The following is a 21,082-nucleotide window of genomic DNA, read 5'->3' as shown; positions in this document are numbered from 1 at the left end:
GAAAAATTCACAACAGAAAAAATATTTCGTGCACCGTTACTCCTTAACATCGCCCCCATACATCGCACACGCGCTTAGTCACAACCCCATTAGGCTCCACATCTCAGGTCCCAAAGCAACCATTTTTTTCGCTGTAACTAAATCTGCACTACGGTTTAATTTCATACATGATTCATTTTGAAAATCCATCACCTTATGATAAGGTTATGCCTGAACCCATGGGTTGCCGAGACGACATTACATAAGGAGGATGAATATCCTTGTACGACTATAGGGACAACTCGAACAATAAACGGAGAGTACCACTGCAGATGCTGTGTATTCTACTGGGAATCGTGCTGCTTTTATCCGCATGCGGCCAAGCTCAGAAACCTTCCTCCGCAACGGATTCGAACACCGGCTCTAATACAGGGCAATCATCTTCATCGCCGGAGCAGAATACCGCTCCACCGCAGGAAGAAGTACCAGAAGAAGTCGATCCGGTGCAGGAGCAGCTCAGTTCATTAACGTTAGAAGAGAAGATTGGACAGATGATACTGGCCGGTGTTCAAGGGACAACGCTGGACGATCAGGCCAAACAGATGATTACAGATCAAAAGGTAGGCGGCATTATTTTCTATGCCAACAATGTAACGACACTTGAGGGAACAGCCAAGTTTGTGCAATCCATCAAGGAAGCGAATCAGTCGAACCCGGTACCGATCTTCATGAGCGTAGATCAGGAGGGCGGTAAAGTCAGTCGTATGCCCGAGACGGTAGAGTCCATTCCTTCCAATGGGAAGGTAGGGCGGACGAAAGATAGCGCGCTTGCTGAAACGATGGGGGAATTGCTGGCCAGACAAGTTCAGCTTGTGGGTTTTAATGTGGACTTTGCTCCCGTGCTGGATGTGAACAGTAACCCGAAGAACCCGGTCATTGGAGATCGTTCATTCGGCAGCTCGGCAGAACTGGTGTCACGTATGGGGATTGCTGAGATGAAAGGTCTGCGAAGTGAAGGCATTATTCCGGTAGTGAAACATTTTCCGGGTCATGGTGATACGTCCGTGGATTCCCATCTCGATCTGCCTGTCGTGAATAAAACAGAAAAAGAACTGGCCGAGCTTGAATGGATTCCATTCCAGGCCGCAGTGAAAGAGCAAGTGGAGGCCGTCATGGTTGCACACATTTTGTTCCCGAAGCTGGATCCGGATCATCCGGCCTCCTTATCCGATGTCATTATAGGTGAACATCTGCGCGGAAAATTCAAGTATGACGGTGTGGTCATCACAGATGACCTGAGTATGGGAGCAATCGCGAAGAACTTCAAGCTTGACCAAGCAGCCCTAGCAACTGTTAAAGCAGGAAGTGACATTCTGTTGGTCGCTCACAGTTATGAGAGTGCCAAGACGATTTTTGATACACTCATGAGTGCAGTAAAGTCAGGTGAGATCTCTGAGTCTCGAATCGATGAAAGTGTATATCGCATCCTGACATTGAAGCAACAATACAAGTTGTCGGATGATCAGACAGCTTCCGGAGACCTGAAGCAATTGAACGCAGATATTGTGGATTGGCGTAAGCAAATCGATGCTCGATAATAAATCCTGTGATATGATTTTGGCAGAGGTGAGATCCAACAATGTATACCATTATGATTATAGAGGACGATCCCAAGATTGCGGGATTATTAAAATCTCATATTGAGCGTTATGGAGACAGGGCCGTATTGGTCGAGGATTTTGAGATGATTGTACAGCAGTTTGAGCAGGTACAGCCGCATGTGGTGCTGCTGGATATCAACTTGCCCAGCTACGATGGTTTCTATTGGTGTCGCCAGATTCGTACTCTGTCTACATGCCCGATTCTGTTTATCTCCGCGCGGAGTGGAAAGATGGATCAGGTCATGGCTCTGGAGAATGGGGCGGATGATTATATCACGAAGCCATTTGAGCATGAGATTGTTATAGCCAAAATTCGTAGTCAGCTGCGTAGGGTATATGGGGATTACGCTGCACGTGACGAAGAACGCAAGGTGGAACTGGACGGCTTGGTCGTGTACTTGGAAAGACTGGAGATTCAGCTCGGTGATCGCAAAGTGCAGCTGACGAAGAAGGAAACCATTCTGCTGGAAACGTTACTGCGCCGCAGTCCCAAGCTGGTGAGCAGAGAGACAATCTTGGAGAAGCTGTGGGATGACTCTTTTGTGGATGACAACACACTCAGCGTTAACGTTACTCGGGTGCGTAAGCGATTAGCCGAGCTTGGCATTACGGATGCACTGGAAACGGTCAGAGGTTCGGGTTATCGACTGAACAATAACTGGAAAGCCTCTTCTCCATCATGAGATTGTTTATACGAGAACATCTCGCTTTAACTTGCTGGGTTGTTGCCATCTTGTTCACCGTTATTGCGGTGTTCTGGTATGACGGTTACAACGATTGGATCACGGCTGGTTATGCCGTAGCATTGGGATTATTTTTGTACGTTGGATATTTGGTGTATCGTTATTATTCACATCGTTCTTTTTATGACCGGATGTCACGATCGATGGATTCGCTGAAGGAGTTTGTACCATTGAACGAAACAAGTCCTTTATCACTGGCGCTGGAGAAGCTGCTGGATTCACAATACGGACAGTATCATGCTCATCTGCATCGGCTGGAACAGCGGCAGCAAGAATATCTGACGTTCATGAATCAGTGGGTACATCAGATGAAGACACCGTTGTCCGTCATTGAGTTGACCGTGGAAGATCAGGAGGATGACGATCCTCGGCTCATAAGCATTCGGGAGGAAGCGGACCAGATGAGACGAGGGTTGGAGACTGTGCTGTATGTGGCTCGCTTAGATACCTTCGAACAGGATTTTAGTGTTGAACCTGTGATACTGAAGACCGCTGGGGAAGAGGCGATCCATGAGCTGAAGCGATTCTTCATCCGCAATCACGTCTATCCAGAGATGCATATAGAACCTTCCCTGGTTGTGCAATCCGATGCCAAGTGGCTTCGTTTCGTCCTGGTGCAGTTACTGTCCAATGCAATCAAGTACTCCGCGGGCAGCGGGCAAAAGATCCATATGCGTGCGTATGAAGCGGAACGCTCCATCATGCTGGAAGTGCAGGATCAAGGTATCGGGATTCCGAAGTCTGATCTGAATCGGGTATTCCAGCCTTTCTTCACCGGGGAGAACGGGCGGCATTTCAAGGAGTCCACAGGCATGGGGCTGTATATTGCAAAAGAAGTGCTGACGCGAATGAATCATCGGATCGATCTTGAATCCGTGTACGGTGAAGGTACGACCGTCCGAATTACATTCAATGCCTGAGAGGCAGGTTGAAGATAAGATTGGGACGTGAGTTGTGTATTTTTGTTGAAGAAGTGTCAGTGGAGTATGAATTACAGTGTAAGTGTGAGTATAGACGTCTATTGCCTGGCCGGGGCGAAGGCGTCTTTTTGATTTCCATGATGCAACCTTACAACATTGTCATGTTGATGAAAGGTTAAACCATAGGAGAACGGCCGAAAGTTCGATAGACTGTAGTCAGAAGATCACAGGAAAGGCCACGCGCATACGCATGCACACAGCATGAATGTAACTTAATTTTGAATTCATACATCACTAAGGAGTTGTAACCATGGAGATTTGTTCTGTGAAACAGATCAGTAAAATCTATAAAGGCATCGTATCTTATGAAGCGTTATCAGGTATTGACCTCAGTATTCAGGAAGGTGAGTTTGTTGGCATCATGGGACCATCGGGTAGTGGCAAAACAACGCTGCTGAACATGATCTCAACCATTGATCATCCAACATCAGGAGAACTGCGGATTGCAGGGAAGAATCCGTTTGAATTGAATCAGGACGAACTTGCGCTGTTCCGGCGCAAAGAGCTTGGTTTCGTTTTTCAATCGTTCAATCTGTTAAATACACTGACAGTCAAGGAAAACATTGTGCTGCCACTGACTCTTGACGGTGTTTCGTTAGCAGAGATGAACACACGTGTTGAACAACTGGCAAGCAAGCTCGGGATCGAGAGTATTCTGAACAAACGGACATATGAGATCTCAGGTGGACAGGCACAGCGTACGGCCATTGCCAGAGCGCTCATCCATTCCCCGAAGCTGATTCTGGCCGATGAGCCAACAGGCAACCTGGATTCGAAGGCGGCAAGAGATGTGATGGAGATTCTCGAAACCCGCAATCAGGAGGATCAGGCTACGATGCTATTGGTCACCCATGATGCAGTAGCCGCAAGTTATTGCAGTCGGGTTGTCTTTATCAAGGATGGCAAACTGTACAATGAAATTCACTACGGCGATAATCGTGCAGCCTTTTACCAGAAGATTATTAATGTATTATCCCTAATGGGAGGGTCAGGACATGAATTTTCGCCAGTTCGCCATTAATAACGTTGTTCGCAACAAACGAATATATCTGGCTCATTTTCTGAGCAGTACATTTTCCGTTATGATCTTTTTTACTTACGCATTGCTCCTGTTCCATCCTGATCTGAAAGCGGGGTTAAAGGGATCAAGTGGTACGGTTACGTTGCTTGCAAATCAGGGGTTTATGATTGCAGAGATCATTATATTCATCTTTTCATTCCTGTTCCTGCTTTATTCCGTTGGTTCATTTCTGAAGACGCGCAAGAAAGAATTTGGTATTTTCCTGATCATTGGCATGACACGTAAACAGATGAACAGGCTTCTATTTATGGAGAACATGTGTATCGGATTAGCTTCCATTGTTACCGGTATCGGACTCGGAATTATTTTCGGCAAATTGATCCTGCTGATCTGTGGCTCCATGCTGGCTGTCGAGAACAGCCTTCGATTCTATTTTCCACTAAAAGGCATTGCCCTGACGGCTGGTGCATTTCTGCTCCTGTTTGTTGTTATCGCGATGTCATCATCCTTGCTCATCCGCAAAGGAACTCTCATTGACCTTGTGAAATCAGAGGAAAAACCAAAACCGGAACCCAAAGCATCACGTCTGCTCGCCTTGTTATCCGTATTGTTAATTGGCGGGGGCTATGCAGGAGTATTCACTTTTGTATGGATAAGCTTCTCGTTTCCGTTATTACTCGCAAGTGTCGTGGTCGTTATTGCAGGTACGTACTTTCTGTTCACGCAGCTCAGTGTATACATCATTCGGGCACTCAAAAGAAATCCAAGGTTGTTTTTCCGTAAAACCAATCTGCTCTTCCTATCTGAACTTACCTATCGAATGAAAGATAACGCGATCATGTTTTTCATGGTAAGTATCATCTCGGCTTCCTCATTTACGGGAATTGGCACCATGCTCGCGATTGCTGACCCGGGGTTGTCGTCCATGTCGAATCCGTATGCATTCACGTACATGAATTCGTGGGATACTCCCGAGTCAGAGCGACATATTCGGCAGATTGAAGAAACGTTGATTGATCATGAAGTTCCCTACGTGAAGGGCAGTTATGCTCCTATATATGAAAATAACAATGGAAATATTATCAAGCTAAGTGATTATAACCGTCTGGCGAAGGCACTTGGGTATGAAGAACGTACATTGAAACAGGTCGATGAGTCATTTATGACACCAAGCAATTTGGCGGTTCGTAAGAAGTACCGTGATCAGGCCGAACAAGGATTCTCAGGGACGGAGGGCAATCTGGAGATTGATAATCGGTCGGAACAGATTCGGCTAGTGACACCTGGTACCGATATTGTGATTCCTTTTCAAAATGAAATTAATCTCTACGTCGTAACCGACGAATTGTTTGATAAGTTGAGACCAGCGTATAACCAGGAAGTGGGGATGCCTGAAGATTTCTATTCCAACCGTACGACTCAATTTGTGGTAAAAGATTGGATGAGTACACGCAGCTTCGCTCCTGAACTAATAGCATCCATTCAAAAGGATCAATCCGATCGAGGTTATTCCGAGATCAGCGCGCTTGTGGTGGACTGGCTTAATTCCAAACAAACGAACGGGATCATTCTGATCTTGAGCGGTCTGATTGGCATTGTTTTCTTCACCTTTGCAGCAAGTTTCACGTATTTCAGACTCTACGCAGATCTGGAACGGGATGAAGCGCAGTATCGCATGATTGGCAAAATGGGACTGAGTCGTCCCGAACTCCGCAAGATCGTAACAAGGCAGCTATTGCTTATGTTCTTCCTACCGATTCTGGTTGCGGTCATCCACAGTTCGGTTGCCTTTGTAGCGTTGCAACAACTGGTTGATTTCTCGGTCTTTGGATACAGCCTGCGTATCTTCATGGTGTTTGCTTCCATGCAGATCTTGTATTTTGCACTCGTGCGCTGGCGGTATCTGCGTCATATGTATTCCAAGTTAGTCTAAAAAACGCATGACCCAACAGACACTGGACTTCTAGTTCGGTGTCTGTTGACTTTTCTAGCCAAGGCACAGTACTATTTTGTTAGATACATAATGTATCATTACATAGTTTCTTAAGCAGTTAGAAGGATGGAGTTACAGAAATGTCAGGCCGGTGCCTGAGAGGGAGGACATATCATGAGTATCACGATGTCTCGTGGACAAGCTTACATTCAACGTTTGAATGATGAGCGGAATGTATGGCTGGACGGAGAGCGTATCCAGGTAACCCGACATCAGGCCTTTCAGGGAACACTTCAAACCATAGAAGGATTGTTCAACCTGGTGGATGATCAGGAGACAAGAGAAATCGTGGCCTACTGGGACGAACAGACGGGGAGTTACGTGCATCGCTCCTTTCTTGTGCCTCGTTCAGTTCTTGACGTGAACAGCAGGGCGGATGCTTTTCGGCTATGGGCCGATCGGACGTATGGGGTGATGAGCCGATTGTCTGATTATGCCCGATCCCGCCTGACAGGTTGGTACGCAACACGACATGAGATGACAGCACATGACCCGGCATTTGCAGGTAAAATATCCGCTTATTTTGAACAAGCCAAACGAAAAGATGCATTCCTGACAATTGTCCAGCGAGACCCGCAGATTAATCGTTCCTTGCCTGTTGGTGAAGATGAGGATGCCATGCTGCGGATTGTCAAAAGTAATGCGGAGGGCGTCGTGGTCCGCGGGGCCAAGATGGTGGCAACAGCAGCGCCTTATGCGGATGATATCATCGCTTATCCCGTTCAACGAATTCCGGGCCATCGACCAGAGTTGGCCCATATGCTGATTGTAGCCGCGGACAGTCCGGGCTTGCACATGATGTGTCGGGAATCTTTTGCCGCCAAAGATTCGGATCACTCTCATCCACTCAGTGCGCAGTATGATGAGATGGATGCCGTTTTATTTTTTGACGATGTATTCGTGCCCTGGGAACGTGTATTACTGCACAATAACCCCGAAGCCGTATGGCAGATTCGCTGTAATACAACTTCGGCCAGTCTGGCCTATCATCAGAGCGCCATTCGATTACACTCGAAACTGGAGTTCGTCACAGCCGTCACCACTGCCATTGCCAAGGAGATTGGGGTGGACTCTTTCCTGAATGTGCAGGAACAACTCGGAGAGATGATCAGTCAGATGCAAACCATCGAGGGACTGATTATTGCTGCTGAAGCGCAGTCCAAACCAGATACATTCGGCAACTGGCTGCCGGAATTCAAGTATATTGAAACCGCACGTAATCTGGGCAATCGCTATTACCCCCGCGCGGTGGAGATTTTGAAGACGATTGCTGCGGGTGGTCTGATTCAGATTCCTTCAAGTACGTTTGAGATGAATGAAACGATGGGCTCCATGATGGGCAAATATCTTGGGGGTGTGACGTTACAAGCCCCTGAGAAGATTCGACTCTTCCAACTGGCATGGGAGCTGACAGGAAGTCCACTCGGAGCAAGGCATGATCTATATGAACGTTTCTACGCGGGTGATCCTGTGCGTAACCGGGCGAGTCAATATATGCAGTACGACAAGGAACGATTAATGGGCAAAGTTGAACCGTGGCTTCGTGCGGGTAAGAAATAATGTAATACGAATGACCCGGATGAAGAATGAAAAGCCTGAATGAAGAAGGAAAGTCCTGATATGGTTAAAGCCTTGGCCTGCGCCAGGGCTCTATTTCTATTTATTTAGATTATCTTTAGAAATGATTTAGGTTGAATTAAGAGACGTAGTATATAGTAATAATGTAGAGATAGGCATAGAGTATAGGAAATGAGAGGAATAACATGAGATACACCGTATTAATTGCAGATGACGAACCAGAGATTGTGGAACTGCTTCAGCTCTATCTGGAGAAGGACTATACCATTAAGACTGCGGTGAATGGAGCCGAAGCGCTGCAAACCATACGTTCAACACAGATCGATCTGGTCATACTGGACATCATGATGCCTGTAATGGATGGATTGCAGTTAATCAAACAGATCAGGGCCACACATCACATGCCTGTTCTGTTCTTATCTGCCAAAAGTCAGGATCACGATAAAATCCTTGGACTCGGACTCGGTGCAGATGATTATATAGCGAAGCCATTTAACCCGCTTGAGATTGTCGCCAGGGTAGAGGCGTTGCTCAGAAGAGTTAATCATTTTGATGCAACAGAAATCCCTGCAGCGAAAGAACAGAATCTGGTATTAGGCGATCTGACGCTGGATCGATCCCAATGTATCCTTTTTCGTTCAGGAAGTCCTGTAACATTAACTTCTACGGAGTATAAAATTATGGAATTGTTGCTCGATCAACCTGGCCGAGTGTTCACCCGTAAAAAAATATACGAAGCGGTCTGGGGCGACTATTATGCGCACGAGGACAGCACCATCATGGTACATATCAGCAACATTCGGGAGAAGATCGAGCGTGACTCCAGACAACCGGAATATCTCAAAACGATAAGGGGACTGGGATACAAAATTGAAGCGCCCATGGAAAGCTAGAGAAAAGCGACTGTTGCAGACATCCCTGACACTGGACTTCTTGCTGTTCAACTTCTTTTTGCTGTTACTGGTACTGATCGTGTACCTTATGGTATCTCTGGATGTCGTGGATTTCCGCATATCGGATCAAGTGGTTGATCCGGATCTGAATGTCGAAGCCCATGTATATGTGGCAGAGCTGGAGAACGAATTTTACTCCGGTGGAGGTTCGGTGTCGCAAGACGAAGACACAGAGATCCAACGTCTCAAGGACAGTGGAGGATGGATTGAGATTCTGGATGCGAATCGCAACGTCATTCATCATGTGGGAGACAAGCAAGATGCGTTCACCCAATACAGTGAAGCCGATCTGTATGCTGGATTGGAAAATCGAAGCGACCAGCCGTACTATTACTCCATTACTCCGTTTTCGACAGAAAGAGCGGCAGCGTATGTGTTGCTCAAGATCCCACGTGATCTGGTCAGCGTAAGAATTAATGATAACCAGTTGATAACCAATCTGAAGCACCCGTTATCTTTTTACATTATGATTGGCATCGGTTTAGTGTTGTCATTAATCTTCGTATATAGCTATTGGGTCGCACGGAGAATCAAAAAGCCGCTCAGTATTCTGTCCTCGGGTCTTACGCAGATGATCCAGGGAAATTATAGTACACGGATGTCAATCTCGGCCGAGAGAGAATTTGTCCAGATTGGTGAGACCTTTAACTACATGGCGGATGTCATTGAGAACACCTCTGCGGAGAAACGTTACGCCGAGGAGAGCAAACAGCGGCTGATCGTAGATCTGTCCCATGATCTGAAGACACCTATAACATCCATACAGGGATATGCACAGGCTTTGGTGGAAGGACGTGGGGAAGACAAGGACAGGCAACAAAGGTACCTGGGATACATCTATAACAAGTCCGTTCAAGTTGCACGCATGATACAAAATATGCTGGAGCTGCTTAAGGTGGATTCACCCGATTTCCGCATGCAGATTGAGAGAAGAGAAATTGGAGAATTCGTGCGCGAGATTATGGCAGATACCTATGGGGAGATTGAGCAGAAACAGTTTGTCCTTCATGTCCTTGTTCCGGATCAGGAGATCTACGCGAGGTATGATCCGGAGCTGCTATCCAGAGTCATTCAGAATCTGATTACCAATGCCCTATCTTACAATCCACTCGGGACAGAACTGCGTGTGGAACTCATTCCGCTGGATACCCATGTGGTGATTGAAGTGGCAGATACCGGGGTGGGAATACCCCAAGAACTGTGGTCAACCATCTTTGACCCGTTTGTACGAGGGGATGAGGCACGGACGGCGACCGGAGGCACCGGTCTTGGATTGTCCATCGCACGTCGTAATACGGAGAAAATGGGCGGACGGCTGATCCTTTCCCGGCGTGGGCGGGAGACCACCGTGTTTACCATTCAGATCCCGAATTAAATAAGAGAAGAAATGTCATGTGGAGGGGAATATTTTGTTCAAAGTAAATACGTTTGTCCGGTTCAGTATTGCACTGGCCCTGATATTGGTTAATATCTATTTATTATCACGTGTGAGCTTCATCTTTCAGCCGCTCGTCACCATGATCACGGTCATTACCGTGCCGATGATGTTATCCGTGTTCTTTTATTATCTGCTAAGACCGCTTGTGAATTACATGGAGAAAAAGAAACTGAATCGCACGCTAAGTATTTTGCTAATCTATCTGGTTATTGCTATTCTGGGAGTGTTCTTCATCATTGGCTTATGGCCATCGTTACGTGAGCAACTGATCAATCTGGTCGATAACGCGCCGAATATAATCAATTCATTAAGTGAACAGCTGAGAGAGCTGGAGCAAAATGGTGCCATTCAAGCCTTGTTCCCTGAGGGCTCGACACCATTCTCTCAAATCACGGAGTATATCAACAAAGGATTTAACTTTGTGACGAACTATGTAAGTGGATTTCTCTCACTGGTTTCCAGTTTTGCGATCATCTTGTTTACACTACCTATTATTCTGTTCTATATGCTGAAACAAGGTGAGAAATTTGGCCGTAAACTGGCACATATCGCTCCAAAACGTTTCCAAAATGACAGCCGTGAAGTCGTGCTTGAGATTGATCAGGCGCTGAGTGGTTTTATTGTGGGAAGAGTCTTGGTCAATCTGGCGCTGGGTGTATTGATGTATATTGGTTTCCTCATCATTGGACTGCCGTACGCATTATTGTTAACGGTGATCGCGGTCATCATGAACTTTGTTCCATTTATCGGAGCAATTGTGTCGTCCGTGCCTATTGTGATCATGGGTCTCGTGGTATCGCCATCGGTTGCCATCTGGTCTCTGATTATTATTCTCGTCGCTCAGCAGATTCAGGACAACCTGGTAGCCCCTTATGTATTCGGCAAAAAGCTGGATATTCACCCGCTCACGACCATCATTCTCGTGTTGGGTGCGGGGGACCTGGGTGGTATTATTGCCATACTGATTATTATCCCGGTCTATATGATCGTTAAAATTCTTTTGGTTCGAATCTATAACATGTTCTTCAAGGACAAATGGCAGAATGCATAGAATTTAAATTATTCGAAGGAGTGGAGCACATGTCTGAAATTATCGAAAAACAATACAATGAACCTGAATATATCGCACCTCAATCTGTTCAATTGGGTACAATTCACATCTCGAACGATGTGCTGTCCAAGATTGTGGGGATGGCTGCACAGAACACGAATGGTGTATCCTCCATGTCCGTTGGACTGACTGAAGGGATTGCCAAGAGTATCAGTGGCAAGAGTCTGCAAAAAGGGATTGATGTGCATGTCAAAGACGATCAGGCAACCATCCAGTTACGCATCAACATTCAATATGGCAACAAGATGCACGAGGTCTGCCGTGAACTTCAACATAACGTTCAACAGGCTGTAGAGCAATTAGCTGGTGTTATGGTGAATGAAATTAAAGTACAAGTCGTCGGCGTATCCATGCAAGAGACGGTATAAACGAATGTAAGGAATAACGATTGTAAGGATAAACGATTGGCAAAAACAGCACCTTCCCAATTAGCAACTTAACTGGGAGGGTGCTGTTTTATGTTTGCGGTAGTAAGTGGGAGCTTCACCCATCACTTTTTTGAACATTTTGGAGAAAAGCAATTGATCCGTATAGCCCACCGAGCGGGCAATATCACCAATGGTCAGACCCGGATCTAGGGTCAATTCGGCTGCCCTGCGCATCCGGTAATGGACCAGATACGACTGAATACTGCTTCCCATCTGATCCTTGAAGAGAGAGCACAGGTAACTGCGCTGCAAACCGACATGGGACGCAATGGATTGAACGGTAATTGCATTGGCATAGTTCATTTCAATGAAGTCCATTACCTGCGTTACGTACGTTTCCTTCGAATAATCCGGCATGGGTTGAAGATGCTCTGAATTAGCCTGATCAATTAAAATGGAGAAGAATTGATACAGCAAACCAGTCATGCTAATCTCCCAGCCTTTGTGGGTATTGCGCGAATGGACCATTCGATGCAGGCAGGATCGCATCTCGTCATCCTCATTGCCCAGATCAAAGATCGGGTGATGCTCTGACAGACAGGCCTGCTGTAAGAAGGATGGACTATTGCTGCCTTGAAAAGCAACCCAACTGTATTCCCATGGATCATCCTGATCTGCTTCGTAATGCACGACGGAATGCGGAACGATCAGAAATCCTTGTCCTTTGTGCAGGGTATACGTTTTGCCACCAACTTCGAAGGTGCCTTTGCCATTCAAAATATAATGAATCTTGTAATAGTCTCTCATCGCGGGGCCAAAGTGATGACCTGGTGTACAGGCTTCGGTTCCATAATGAAGGAGCTGAAGCTCCTGAAAATGATTGTTCTTGAACATATACGTAATCAAGGTTATTCACTCCTGACGATTTCGTCTCATCTTGCATTTTAACATACTACATATCTGAAAAGATTAAGAATTTAACAATAGTATAGATAGATAACAATCATTTTTCCATATGGTTATAGTGAAATGCCATATCGTTTTGGCAGAAAAATGTCTAAGATGAAAAGGAATTCAACAAACCTTACAGGAAAGTGAGAATAACGATGCCCTATACTGCGAGTGAACAACGATACGATGAGATGAAATATGTGCGCTCAGGCAAATCCGGAATCAGACTGCCGCAAATTGCGCTGGGATTATGGCAGAACTTTGGTGGCAACCGTACATTGGATATTCAGGAAGAGATGATTTTGCGTGCCTTCGATCTCGGAATTAACCATTTCGATCTGGCGAATAACTATGGCCCACCTCCAGGATCAGCCGAAGAGAACTTTGGTGTGATTTACAAAAAACATCTGCGTCCTTATCGGGATGAACTGCTTATCTCGTCGAAGGCAGGCTATCACATGTGGAGTGGACCTTACGGCGAGTGGGGCTCCCGCAAAAACCTGATTGCCAGTCTGGATCAAAGTCTTGGTCGGATGGGGCTGGATTATGTAGACATTTTCTATCATCACCGTCCAGATCCGGATACGCCATTGGAAGAAACGATGACGGCACTGGATCATATCGTGCGGCAAGGTAAGGCACTGTATGTGGGCTTATCCAATTATAATGCAGAACAGACGCAAGAAGCGGTAACCATTCTCCGTCGTCTGGGTACACCATGCCTGGTTCATCAGCCAAACTACTCGATGCTGAATCGCTGGATTGAAGACGGTTTGCAGGACGTACTGGATGAGCAAGGCGTTGGTTCAATTGCATTCTGTCCGCTCGGCCGCGGTCAGCTGACGAATAAATATGTCGACAAGATCAAGGCAGAACGAGCCAATCCAACAGGCCAATTGAAAAAAGAAGCATATACAGACGAGCGGATAGCCAAGTTCGATGCGCTTCAGGCGGTTGCCGAGCGAAGAGGACAGACGATCTCCCAACTGGCTCTGAACTGGATCTTGCGCGGTAACCGTGTTACCTCCGCACTGATTGGTGCAAGCCGTGTGTCCCAGATTGAAGAAAACGTGGCTGCGCTCCAGGCACCGAATCTGACAACGGAAGAGCTCAATGAAATTGAGAGCATTCTGGAAGGAATGGGTAATTATCCTTGGTAACATACACAGTATAGCTAGGAAAAAAATATAGTGAGATTCTCTTATAAAAGTGGCACCTTCCTGACGACCAGGTAGGTGCCACTTTTAGTTATGTCATTTTCTTTATAAGAACAGATCTATTATAATGGGAGTTATCGTTAATTGACCTATGTTTATTTTTTTCAGAATGAGCCTAGTTCATAGCACCTGGTCCTAGGATTTAGGGTATAATATATAGAAGCTTTACATTTGAACTATGAAGGAGAGGCTCCATTTGAACTTTGAACAGTGGATTTCGCCTGAAAGCTATAACCTGACATCCGAGATGGAGAATCATCCATCAGACCGGGTTGCACTTAGATGGCTCAGCGATCAACGAGAATTGGAAGAGATTACGTATGGTGATTTATTCAAGCAGGCGAATCGTCTTGCTGGTGGCTTGCGTGAACTTGGACTAGAGAAGGGTGATCGAGTGTTGGTCATGGTACCACGCCGGATTATTGCCTATGTCATTTATATTGCTTGTCTGAAACTGGGGATTGCCGTTATTCCTTCCTCCGAGATGTTACGGGCAAAAGATCTGGAATATCGTCTGCGTCACTCTGAGGCGCGGGCTGTTATTGTATGGTCAGAGACGACCTCGGAAGTGGAAAAAATGGACGCGGATCTGCCGTCCCTTGCACATCGCATCGTGGCATCTCCGAATGGTGAAGTTAGCGTACCTGCTAAAGGTTGGGTCAATGTGCATCAGTTAATGCAGAATCAACCCGATGAGATGGCGGCGGTGGAGACTCACCGTGATGATACAGCAATTCTCGCGTATACCTCAGGTACAACAGGTAATCCCAAAGGAGTTGTACATAGCCACGGTTGGGGATATGCCCATCTGCGGATCGCTTCTTCATTATGGTTGGATATTCAGCCATCAGACACGGTATGGGCAACGGCTGCACCTGGCTGGCAAAAATGGATCTGGAGTCCGTTCCTGTCGGTACTCGGAAGAGGCGCGACTGGCTTGGTCTACAATGGATCATTCCAACCCAAGCGTTATTTGGAGCTGATGCAAGAACATCAGATTAATGTCCTTTGCTGTACACCAACGGAATATCGGTTGATGGCCAAAGCCGATGATCTTGGACATTATGACCTTTCCCATCTGCGTAGTGCTGTTTCAGCGGGTGAACCGCTCAATCAGGAAGTTATTGAAATCTTCCAGCGTCACTTCGACCTCACAATTCGGGACGGATATGGACAGACCGAGAGCACGTTGTTAATCGGCAGTCTCAAAGATGCACCTGTACGTATTGGTTCCATGGGTCAGTCGATTACACCAGGATTGATTGAAATTATTGACGAAGAGGGACAACCTGTTCCTGCGGGTGAAGTAGGAGATATCGCGGTACACAAAGAGATGCCAGCTTTGTTCCGGTCCTATTATCAGGATGAGGGACGGAAGGAAGCGAGTCAGCGTGGCGATTATTTTGTAACAGGAGACCGTGCACGTAAAGACGAAGAAGGTTACTTCTGGTTTGAAGGGCGCAGTGACGACATCATCATCAGTTCGGGTTATACGATTGGACCATTCGAAGTGGAAGAAGCACTCATGAAACACGCCAGTGTGAAGGAATGCGCGGTGGTTGCAAGTCCGGATGAGATCCGTGGCAATGTGGTGAAAGCATTTGTCGTCCTGCGAGATGATTCGTTGGCTTCACCAGAACTGAAGCGTGAATTGCAGCACCACGTCAAGGAAATCACAGCACCTTATAAATATCCACGTAAGATCGAGTTTGTTACAGATCTGCCGAAGACTAACTCCGGTAAAATCCGCCGGATCGAACTTCGCGAACAAGAAAAACATAATAGTTAAATCGTTTTGTATAAATGAAATTTTAGATATTAAGCCTGCGTAGTGAAAGAGAAGGAATCGATTCTGCAGAAGCGATAGCGGTCGTATTTGTATCCAAATTATAACCTTTGAAAAATACGATGAAGAAAATTTGGAGACAACGACGATCTAAAGAACGATCCTTCGCTGTAACGGCCACTCAGCAGATTCCGAGTCATAATAAAATTTGAAACAGGAGTGAATACAACCATGAGTCAATTTGAACAAACTTTTGAAAAATCGTTGGAACAATACGCAGAACTGGTTGTTAAAGTCGGCGTGAATATTCAAAAAGGACAGGATTTGCTTGTAACCGCCCCTATCGAAACGCTAGAATTCACACGTCTGATTGTACAAAAAGCCTATGCGGCTGGTGCAAACTATGTACAGGTGGACTTCGATGATGACAACATTACCCGCAGTCGTTTCCAGCATGGTTCCAATGACAGCTTCGACTACTATCCAGCGTGGAAAGCGGATATGATGGAGAAATTTGCAGAAGCAGGCGGCGCCACCCTGACGATCAAAGTTCCAGATCCAGAACTGTATAACGGAATTGACTCCGACAGCGTGTCCCGGGCTACCAAAGCGGCTGCTCAGGCACGGAAAGGGTACGCAAAATATACACGTAACCATGAAATTAGCTGGTGTCTGATCAAGGCACCGACCAAGGCTTGGGCGAACAAAGTGTTTGCAGATATCCCGGAAGAAGACCGAATCAACGTGATGTGGGAAACGATCTTCAAAATGAACCGTGTTGATGGCGGAGATGCCGTACAAAATTGGAGAGAGCATCTGGATGCCTTAAATAACATGAGTGATCTCCTGAACAAGAAGAACTATAAGAACTTGCATTACCGTGCGCCAGGTACAGACCTGAAAATTGAACTAGTCCATAACCACATCTGGGGTGGCGGTGGTGGCGAAAATAAACAAGGCGTATACACGGTTGCCAATATGCCGACTGAAGAAGTATTCACCATGCCTAAGCGCAGCGGAGTGAATGGTTATGTTAGCAGCACCATGCCTCTGAATCTGAACGGGCAACTGGTAGACCAGATGAGAATCACATTCAAGGATGGTCAGGTTGTAGCGTTTACGGCAGCATCCGGTGAAGAGCATCTGAAGAACCTGTTTGCTACGGATGAAGGTGCACGTTATCTGGGTGAAGTGGCTCTCGTACCGCATGACTCCCCGATCTCCAACCTGAATCGCATATTCTACAATACGGGGATTGATGAGAATGCGTCCTGTCATTTGGCCGTGGGAAGTGCGTATCCTTTCAATATGAAAGATGGCACAACCATGTCGAACGAAGAATTGTTAAAGCATGAGTGCAATGTGAGTTTGACTCACGTCGATTTCATGATCGGTTCCGCAGAGCTGGATATCGATGGTGAGTTACAAGACGGTACAATCGAGCCGGTATTCCGTAAAGGCAACTGGGCATTTTAATTTCTTAACAAGTCTTGACTAGCTAGTAGTAGCAGTCGTTAACGAAAAAGTGACTTCAACATGAAGTCACTTTTTTGTTTCCTCGTAACGTAGATTACACGGGTGTTACAGGCACACATATCTCGCAATAATGCTGATTGAGCAGATCCCATCGATACCTTTCCATAACCGGCTTGTTATCCATCCTGTAACCACTTGTTTGCAAATGAGGAATGATCACATTCCATGCATGCTGAATATCTTCTGCCGTGTGCTTCACTTTACTGATGAGATAATCTCCGCCTGATAGCTCGCCAAACTCAATAGAATCATCTTCCAGACGTTCAGATTCAGTAATAACAATAGAGGCATCATATCTACAGTTCTGAGGGGGTGTGCTTGCCGGGTCATCATGGGGAATACCGAGTAAAATTGCTGATTCATTAAGCAGTTGGTTTTTGTCTGCCCATTGTTTCAACGTATTCATCGCTTGGGCATTAGCTGGACCGTAAGGACCGATTTGTCGAACATAAGCCAGCCGGTATGACGGGAGGTTTTCGATATACATTTCCATGAGAATCTTCCTCTCTGTACGATTTCTCTTACATATTGGATGCTAACATGGTATAAAAAAAATTGCTTAGGTCATTGTTGAATCCCGGCGACGAAACTCATAGAATAGTCAGGCAAGTTGTGTTGGATCTTTCTCATAATTCCAAACTTGTAACGGTGGAACATGCTTGGTGAACAGGCGCTCAGAACCATTGCCGAGGCTCATCTGGACGAGGATATTAATGAATTGGTTTTGGCTGATGCAGAATTTCAGGAAAATCGATACCTTCGATTGGATTATGATGCGGGGATACACCTGCTGGCCGACTATACATATACGCGGAGTTCGACGAGGAATTTCACATGTTGGATACGTTGATCTATGAAACGTATTAAAGCCACGAGATCGTGGCTTTTTTGCTGTGTTATTTAACTACTTTTTCATTTATATGTTATTTCAGCGTGCATTTTGTTGAAGCTAACATATTCGTTAATCGGTTTACGGTAACCGCGTGGGCGCTGTTTGGCTTCCGACTTTTTGCCGATGGTGATCATCATAACCGGTACGTAATGGTTAGGGATATCCAAGCTTCGTTGTAGTTCTTCGGCGTCAAAGCCGATCATTGGACAGGTGTCCCAACCGCGATCCTGAGCAATCAGCATCAATTGCATGGCGGACAGGCTGGCATTGCGAATGGCATCCTCACGTTGGAAGAATCTGCCCCGAGATTCGTAAAATTCGGTGACACTTTGGGATTCCTGCTCATATTGGAAAGGAGTAAGAGCGCCCAGGTTCAGCAACCCTTCGTTAATGGTGCGGATGTGATGGTGTGCGTTGACATCGCCCAATACGATAATAACTGCAGAAGCTGTTTTTACTTTGTATTGCTGGGAAGCTTCATAGACTTTCTCTGTCTGTTCCTCATCTTTAATCACAAGATAGTGTGTATGCTGCAAGTTGAAGGCAGAAGGTGCGAATTTGTTCAGGGCAAACATCTCTTGCAGTTCAGAATCCGATATTTCAATTCCTTCTTCAAAAATAACGGCCGATCTACGGTTTTTGACCAGATTCTCCAACTCACTCATGGTAGTTTCCCTCGCTTATGTATAATTTATAAACTGACTATAACACACCTAGTTACTTTATGTAAGTATTATTTTTGAATAAGACAAGGTTTGGTTGCCATACGCTAAAATAAAACACTAGAGGTGATTCATGAAAGCTTTCATCACAAAATATAAGGGAGGACATAACCCGCATGAATTTCGGGTATATGTGATCCAATCTTCGACGTTAAAACGTTTTGTTGTTATGGAGATTATTCTGGGCTCCATCGTGTACAATGTCGCACTGTATTTGTGCCATAATGCACTGCTCGCTGGAGTAGGCTCTTGGGCTGGAACGGAAAGCCTGAAGAGATTGCCACTGGTCTTTAGAAGAATCGCAGGTACATGATGAGGAGTGAAAAGAAAGATTGGAGCAGAGGAGGGCCAGTTTCGGCCCATCTCTGCTTCAGCCATGCTTCTTTTATCTGATCGGATAACTCGCTAAGCTTTGGGGACGGAACCTCTTATTTGGCACGTTCCAAATACTGCTCCAACGTAAGTTTCTGGTTGGTGATCTCACCAGCAATATATACACCTACATAACGTACATGCCATGGCTCATAAGAGTAACCTGTTAATTTCTCCTGATCTTTGCCGTAACGGATGATGAATCCGTATTTGTGGGCATTGGCTTTCAGCCATTTGCCTTCTTTGGTGTTGCCGAAGCTTTGCTCTAGATCATAGCCGGCCGAAGCGCTGGAGATATCCATTGCTAGACCAGTCTGATGTTCACTTTGTCCTGGACGAGCACTAGTTTTGTTGGCAACAGCTTCACCTTTGATGCTGGCATTACGATCAAAAATAGATTTCTGGGTCGCATAAGATCGATAACCAGACACGGCTTTGATATCAATGCCGTCTTTTTTGGCAGCGGCGAATAATTTTTCAATAGCTGTTGCAGCCACTTTACGCATCTGTTTCTTCGGACTGGAACCTGAGAAACTAAAAGGAATATTAGGTACAACCAAATCTTGAGGTGCATAAGTCGAAGGCAGATTTCTCTTTTTATTGACCAGCACAACTGTACTGGACACATTGGTCACGGTTGCCACATTTTTTATCGTTTTGATTGTACGACCAGGTGCATTATCATGCAGAAATTGAGTGAAGCTGGAGCTTGCCGCAGATGCGACAGGATTCAGGCTTGAAGTCATGGGAAGCGTAGTAAAAGCAGAACCTGCTACAACAGAACCTATGAGAATTGTGGATATGATGGATTTAGAAGTAAAAGATTTCATGATGTGTGTTCCTCCTCGGATTATATGAATCTATATACCGAGTATACTAGAGGATTATATCCATAGGTTCTCCAATTGTTTCCGAGTTGTAAACAAGTTTGCTATATAAGTTAAACCAAAGATATTTACCCTGGACACTACGATGACAGAACAACCTTCCGATCGCTGTTATCCCCTGATTTTATGAATTCCCCTTATGAGGGGAAAATCCGGGGATAGCATATGCTTCCGATGCAGCTTTCTTTCAGAAAGCTTTTAGGCGAACGCTTCGCTTCTTCAGGTTCTTTCTGTCCTCTCCGTTTCGTGTAAATGTTTAGTCCATCTTTTATAGAATCTTTTTTGCAACGCTGATAGAGGCATATAAAGAAAAGAACACACCAAAAGCCGTTGCATTAGATGCAACGGCTTTTGGTGTGAAGAGAGATAATGCTAGATTACTTCAAGTATATGCTGGAGACTGTGTCACAACATGCAGGCGTCAGATCCACCGGAGCTTCCGGCAGCAACAGCACGGGTATCGCGAACGCGAACATTGGCGCTGAGTACACCAGAATCACTGCTTAATTTGAAAGAAGGATAATTCTCTTCCGTATCGAGCTTCATGTGTTGTTCAAGGTTTAGCTGCTGCTTCGGATCAACATAGAACGGGACCAGATTGGTCTCAATCTGCGCGTCGAGAGCTGCAAGTTCGTCTACTATGATAATAGCGATAACTCCGTTACATCCGCAACCTTCCAGGTCAAAGATTACTTTGAAATATCCAGGCTGGTCATTCAGGCTTTCCGTCAAACGTTTTGCAGCCAAATCTGTAATTTGAATATACATATGGGACACTCCTTTATTGTTGTCATGGTTGTATATGGTAAAAGAAATCATTCAGCTTCTATTCCCATTATACCACTTTGTCAAAAATCAAAGCATTTAATTTCTTGACTGATCAGTCCGAAAAAG

19 protein-coding genes are annotated in these 21,082 nt (G+C 45.6%); 14 read left to right on the top strand and 5 right to left on the bottom strand.

Translation table 11 applies throughout. The features are described from left to right. The first annotated feature begins 260 nt into the window (after nt 1-260). From nagZ to AC4G47_RS17695, 10 genes are all read left to right on the top strand, one after another. Nucleotides 261-1,577: a beta-N-acetylhexosaminidase gene (gene nagZ, locus AC4G47_RS17740; protein ID WP_491102041.1), complete on the top strand. Its 1,317-nt coding sequence runs from the start codon at nt 261-263 to the stop codon at nt 1,575-1,577. A gap of 41 nt (nt 1,578-1,618) precedes the next feature. After that, nucleotides 1,619-2,323: a response regulator transcription factor gene (locus tag AC4G47_RS17735; RefSeq protein WP_091031246.1), complete on the top strand. Its 705-nt coding sequence runs from the start codon at nt 1,619-1,621 to the stop codon at nt 2,321-2,323. Continuing rightward, complete coding sequence (locus tag AC4G47_RS17730; RefSeq protein ID WP_491102040.1) at nt 2,320-3,303, top strand: sensor histidine kinase; 984 nt, start codon at nt 2,320-2,322, stop codon at nt 3,301-3,303. The genes AC4G47_RS17735 and AC4G47_RS17730 overlap by 4 nt, the downstream gene beginning before the upstream one ends. 310 nt (nt 3,304-3,613) lie before the next feature. Beyond that, complete coding sequence (locus tag AC4G47_RS17725) at nt 3,614-4,384, top strand: ABC transporter ATP-binding protein (protein WP_339301078.1); 771 nt, start codon at nt 3,614-3,616, stop codon at nt 4,382-4,384. Beyond that, entirely contained in the window at nt 4,359-6,317 is a 1,959-nt protein-coding gene (locus tag AC4G47_RS17720; RefSeq protein ID WP_491102039.1) for an FtsX-like permease family protein, read from the top strand. Before AC4G47_RS17725 ends, AC4G47_RS17720 begins: the two co-directional genes overlap by 26 nt. A 174-nt stretch (nt 6,318-6,491) precedes the next feature. After that, nucleotides 6,492-7,937 carry a 4-hydroxyphenylacetate 3-hydroxylase family protein gene (locus AC4G47_RS17715; protein WP_491102038.1) on the top strand — a complete coding sequence of 482 codons (1,446 nt, stop codon included), beginning with the start codon at nt 6,492-6,494 and terminating at the stop codon, nt 7,935-7,937. Nucleotides 7,938-8,140: 203 nt separating this feature from the next. Further along, nucleotides 8,141-8,848 carry a response regulator transcription factor gene (locus tag AC4G47_RS17710; protein ID WP_145318008.1) on the top strand — a complete coding sequence of 236 codons (708 nt, stop codon included), beginning with the start codon at nt 8,141-8,143 and terminating at the stop codon, nt 8,846-8,848. Then, nucleotides 8,826-10,283 carry a sensor histidine kinase gene (locus tag AC4G47_RS17705; protein ID WP_491102037.1) on the top strand — a complete coding sequence of 486 codons (1,458 nt, stop codon included), beginning with the start codon at nt 8,826-8,828 and terminating at the stop codon, nt 10,281-10,283. The genes AC4G47_RS17710 and AC4G47_RS17705 overlap by 23 nt, the downstream gene beginning before the upstream one ends. Before the next feature lie 34 nt (nt 10,284-10,317). Then, nucleotides 10,318-11,397: an AI-2E family transporter gene (locus AC4G47_RS17700; protein WP_458126643.1), complete on the top strand. Its 1,080-nt coding sequence runs from the start codon at nt 10,318-10,320 to the stop codon at nt 11,395-11,397. 29 nt (nt 11,398-11,426) lie between these two features. Further along, nucleotides 11,427-11,825, top strand: coding sequence for an Asp23/Gls24 family envelope stress response protein (locus tag AC4G47_RS17695; RefSeq protein WP_145317999.1), 399 nt, complete (start codon nt 11,427-11,429; stop codon nt 11,823-11,825). A 60-nt stretch (nt 11,826-11,885) separates the two neighbouring features. Here the strand turns inward: AC4G47_RS17695 and AC4G47_RS17690 are convergent, their stop codons facing one another. Beyond that, complete coding sequence (locus AC4G47_RS17690) at nt 11,886-12,731, bottom strand: AraC family ligand binding domain-containing protein (protein WP_491102036.1); 846 nt, start codon at nt 12,729-12,731, stop codon at nt 11,886-11,888. A 200-nt stretch (nt 12,732-12,931) separates the two neighbouring features. Between AC4G47_RS17690 and AC4G47_RS17685 the strand changes: the two genes are divergently transcribed. The 3 genes from AC4G47_RS17685 to AC4G47_RS17675 all read left to right on the top strand — a co-directional run bounded on the left by AC4G47_RS17685 (nt 12,932) and on the right by AC4G47_RS17675 (nt 17,255). Beyond that, nucleotides 12,932-13,936 (top strand): aldo/keto reductase, encoded by a 1,005-nt coding sequence (locus AC4G47_RS17685; protein ID WP_491102035.1) that lies wholly within the window; start codon nt 12,932-12,934, stop codon nt 13,934-13,936. A gap of 235 nt (nt 13,937-14,171) precedes the next feature. Then, nucleotides 14,172-15,782 (top strand): acyl-CoA synthetase MbcS, encoded by a 1,611-nt coding sequence (gene mbcS / locus AC4G47_RS17680; RefSeq protein WP_491102034.1) that lies wholly within the window; start codon nt 14,172-14,174, stop codon nt 15,780-15,782. A 228-nt stretch (nt 15,783-16,010) separates the two neighbouring features. After that, entirely contained in the window at nt 16,011-17,255 is a 1,245-nt protein-coding gene (locus AC4G47_RS17675) for an aminopeptidase (protein ID WP_491102033.1), read from the top strand. A 94-nt stretch (nt 17,256-17,349) separates the two neighbouring features. Here the strand turns inward: AC4G47_RS17675 and AC4G47_RS17670 are convergent, their stop codons facing one another. Further along, a complete protein-coding gene (locus tag AC4G47_RS17670; protein WP_491102032.1) occupies nt 17,350-17,808 on the bottom strand; it encodes an AraC family transcriptional regulator in 459 nt (152 codons plus the stop codon). A gap of 419 nt (nt 17,809-18,227) precedes the next feature. Continuing rightward, the gene (locus tag AC4G47_RS17665) at nt 18,228-18,872 is read right to left on the bottom strand and encodes a nitroreductase family protein (RefSeq protein WP_491102031.1); all 645 of its coding nucleotides are present in this window, start codon (nt 18,870-18,872) and stop codon (nt 18,228-18,230) included. Between the two features lie 130 nt (nt 18,873-19,002). Between AC4G47_RS17665 and AC4G47_RS17660 the strand changes: the two genes are divergently transcribed. Further along, a complete protein-coding gene (locus AC4G47_RS17660) occupies nt 19,003-19,242 on the top strand; it encodes a hypothetical protein (protein ID WP_336759842.1) in 240 nt (79 codons plus the stop codon). A 115-nt stretch (nt 19,243-19,357) separates the two neighbouring features. Here the strand turns inward: AC4G47_RS17660 and AC4G47_RS17655 are convergent, their stop codons facing one another. Further along, on the bottom strand, nt 19,358-20,131 hold the full coding sequence (locus AC4G47_RS17655) for a M15 family metallopeptidase (RefSeq protein ID WP_491102030.1): 774 nt from the start codon (nt 20,129-20,131) through the stop codon (nt 19,358-19,360). A 462-nt stretch (nt 20,132-20,593) separates the two neighbouring features. Beyond that, nucleotides 20,594-20,956, bottom strand: coding sequence for an iron-sulfur cluster biosynthesis family protein (locus AC4G47_RS17650; protein ID WP_491102029.1), 363 nt, complete (start codon nt 20,954-20,956; stop codon nt 20,594-20,596). Nucleotides 20,957-21,082: the final 126 nt, after the last annotated feature.

It is taken from the genome of Paenibacillus sp. Negev47 (genome assembly GCF_058313655.1).
The sequence above is the reverse complement of the archived record's forward strand: the minus strand, read 5'-3'. Positions and strand labels throughout refer to the sequence as shown.

What these genes read in the sequence shown, in the direction of transcription:
- AC4G47_RS17710 (WP_145318008.1), top strand. Translation starts at nt 8,141, where the DNA reads ATGAGATACACCGTATTAATTGCAGATGACGAACCAGAGATTGTGGAA.
- AC4G47_RS17670 (WP_491102032.1), bottom strand. Translation starts at nt 17,808, where the DNA reads ATGGAAATGTATATCGAAAACCTCCCGTCATACCGGCTGGCTTATGTT.
- AC4G47_RS17650 (WP_491102029.1), bottom strand. Translation starts at nt 20,956, where the DNA reads ATGTATATTCAAATTACAGATTTGGCTGCAAAACGTTTGACGGAAAGC.
- AC4G47_RS17655 (WP_491102030.1), bottom strand. Translation starts at nt 20,131, where the DNA reads ATGAAATCTTTTACTTCTAAATCCATCATATCCACAATTCTCATAGGT.
- AC4G47_RS17720 (WP_491102039.1), top strand. Translation starts at nt 4,359, where the DNA reads ATGAATTTTCGCCAGTTCGCCATTAATAACGTTGTTCGCAACAAACGA.
- AC4G47_RS17685 (WP_491102035.1), top strand. Translation starts at nt 12,932, where the DNA reads ATGCCCTATACTGCGAGTGAACAACGATACGATGAGATGAAATATGTG.
- AC4G47_RS17715 (WP_491102038.1), top strand. Translation starts at nt 6,492, where the DNA reads ATGAGTATCACGATGTCTCGTGGACAAGCTTACATTCAACGTTTGAAT.
- mbcS (WP_491102034.1), top strand. Translation starts at nt 14,172, where the DNA reads ATGAAGGAGAGGCTCCATTTGAACTTTGAACAGTGGATTTCGCCTGAA.
- AC4G47_RS17660 (WP_336759842.1), top strand. Translation starts at nt 19,003, where the DNA reads ATGAAAGCTTTCATCACAAAATATAAGGGAGGACATAACCCGCATGAA.
- AC4G47_RS17735 (WP_091031246.1), top strand. Translation starts at nt 1,619, where the DNA reads ATGTATACCATTATGATTATAGAGGACGATCCCAAGATTGCGGGATTA.
- AC4G47_RS17675 (WP_491102033.1), top strand. Translation starts at nt 16,011, where the DNA reads ATGAGTCAATTTGAACAAACTTTTGAAAAATCGTTGGAACAATACGCA.
- AC4G47_RS17695 (WP_145317999.1), top strand. Translation starts at nt 11,427, where the DNA reads ATGTCTGAAATTATCGAAAAACAATACAATGAACCTGAATATATCGCA.
- AC4G47_RS17665 (WP_491102031.1), bottom strand. Translation starts at nt 18,872, where the DNA reads ATGAGTGAGTTGGAGAATCTGGTCAAAAACCGTAGATCGGCCGTTATT.
- AC4G47_RS17730 (WP_491102040.1), top strand. Translation starts at nt 2,320, where the DNA reads ATGAGATTGTTTATACGAGAACATCTCGCTTTAACTTGCTGGGTTGTT.
- AC4G47_RS17725 (WP_339301078.1), top strand. Translation starts at nt 3,614, where the DNA reads ATGGAGATTTGTTCTGTGAAACAGATCAGTAAAATCTATAAAGGCATC.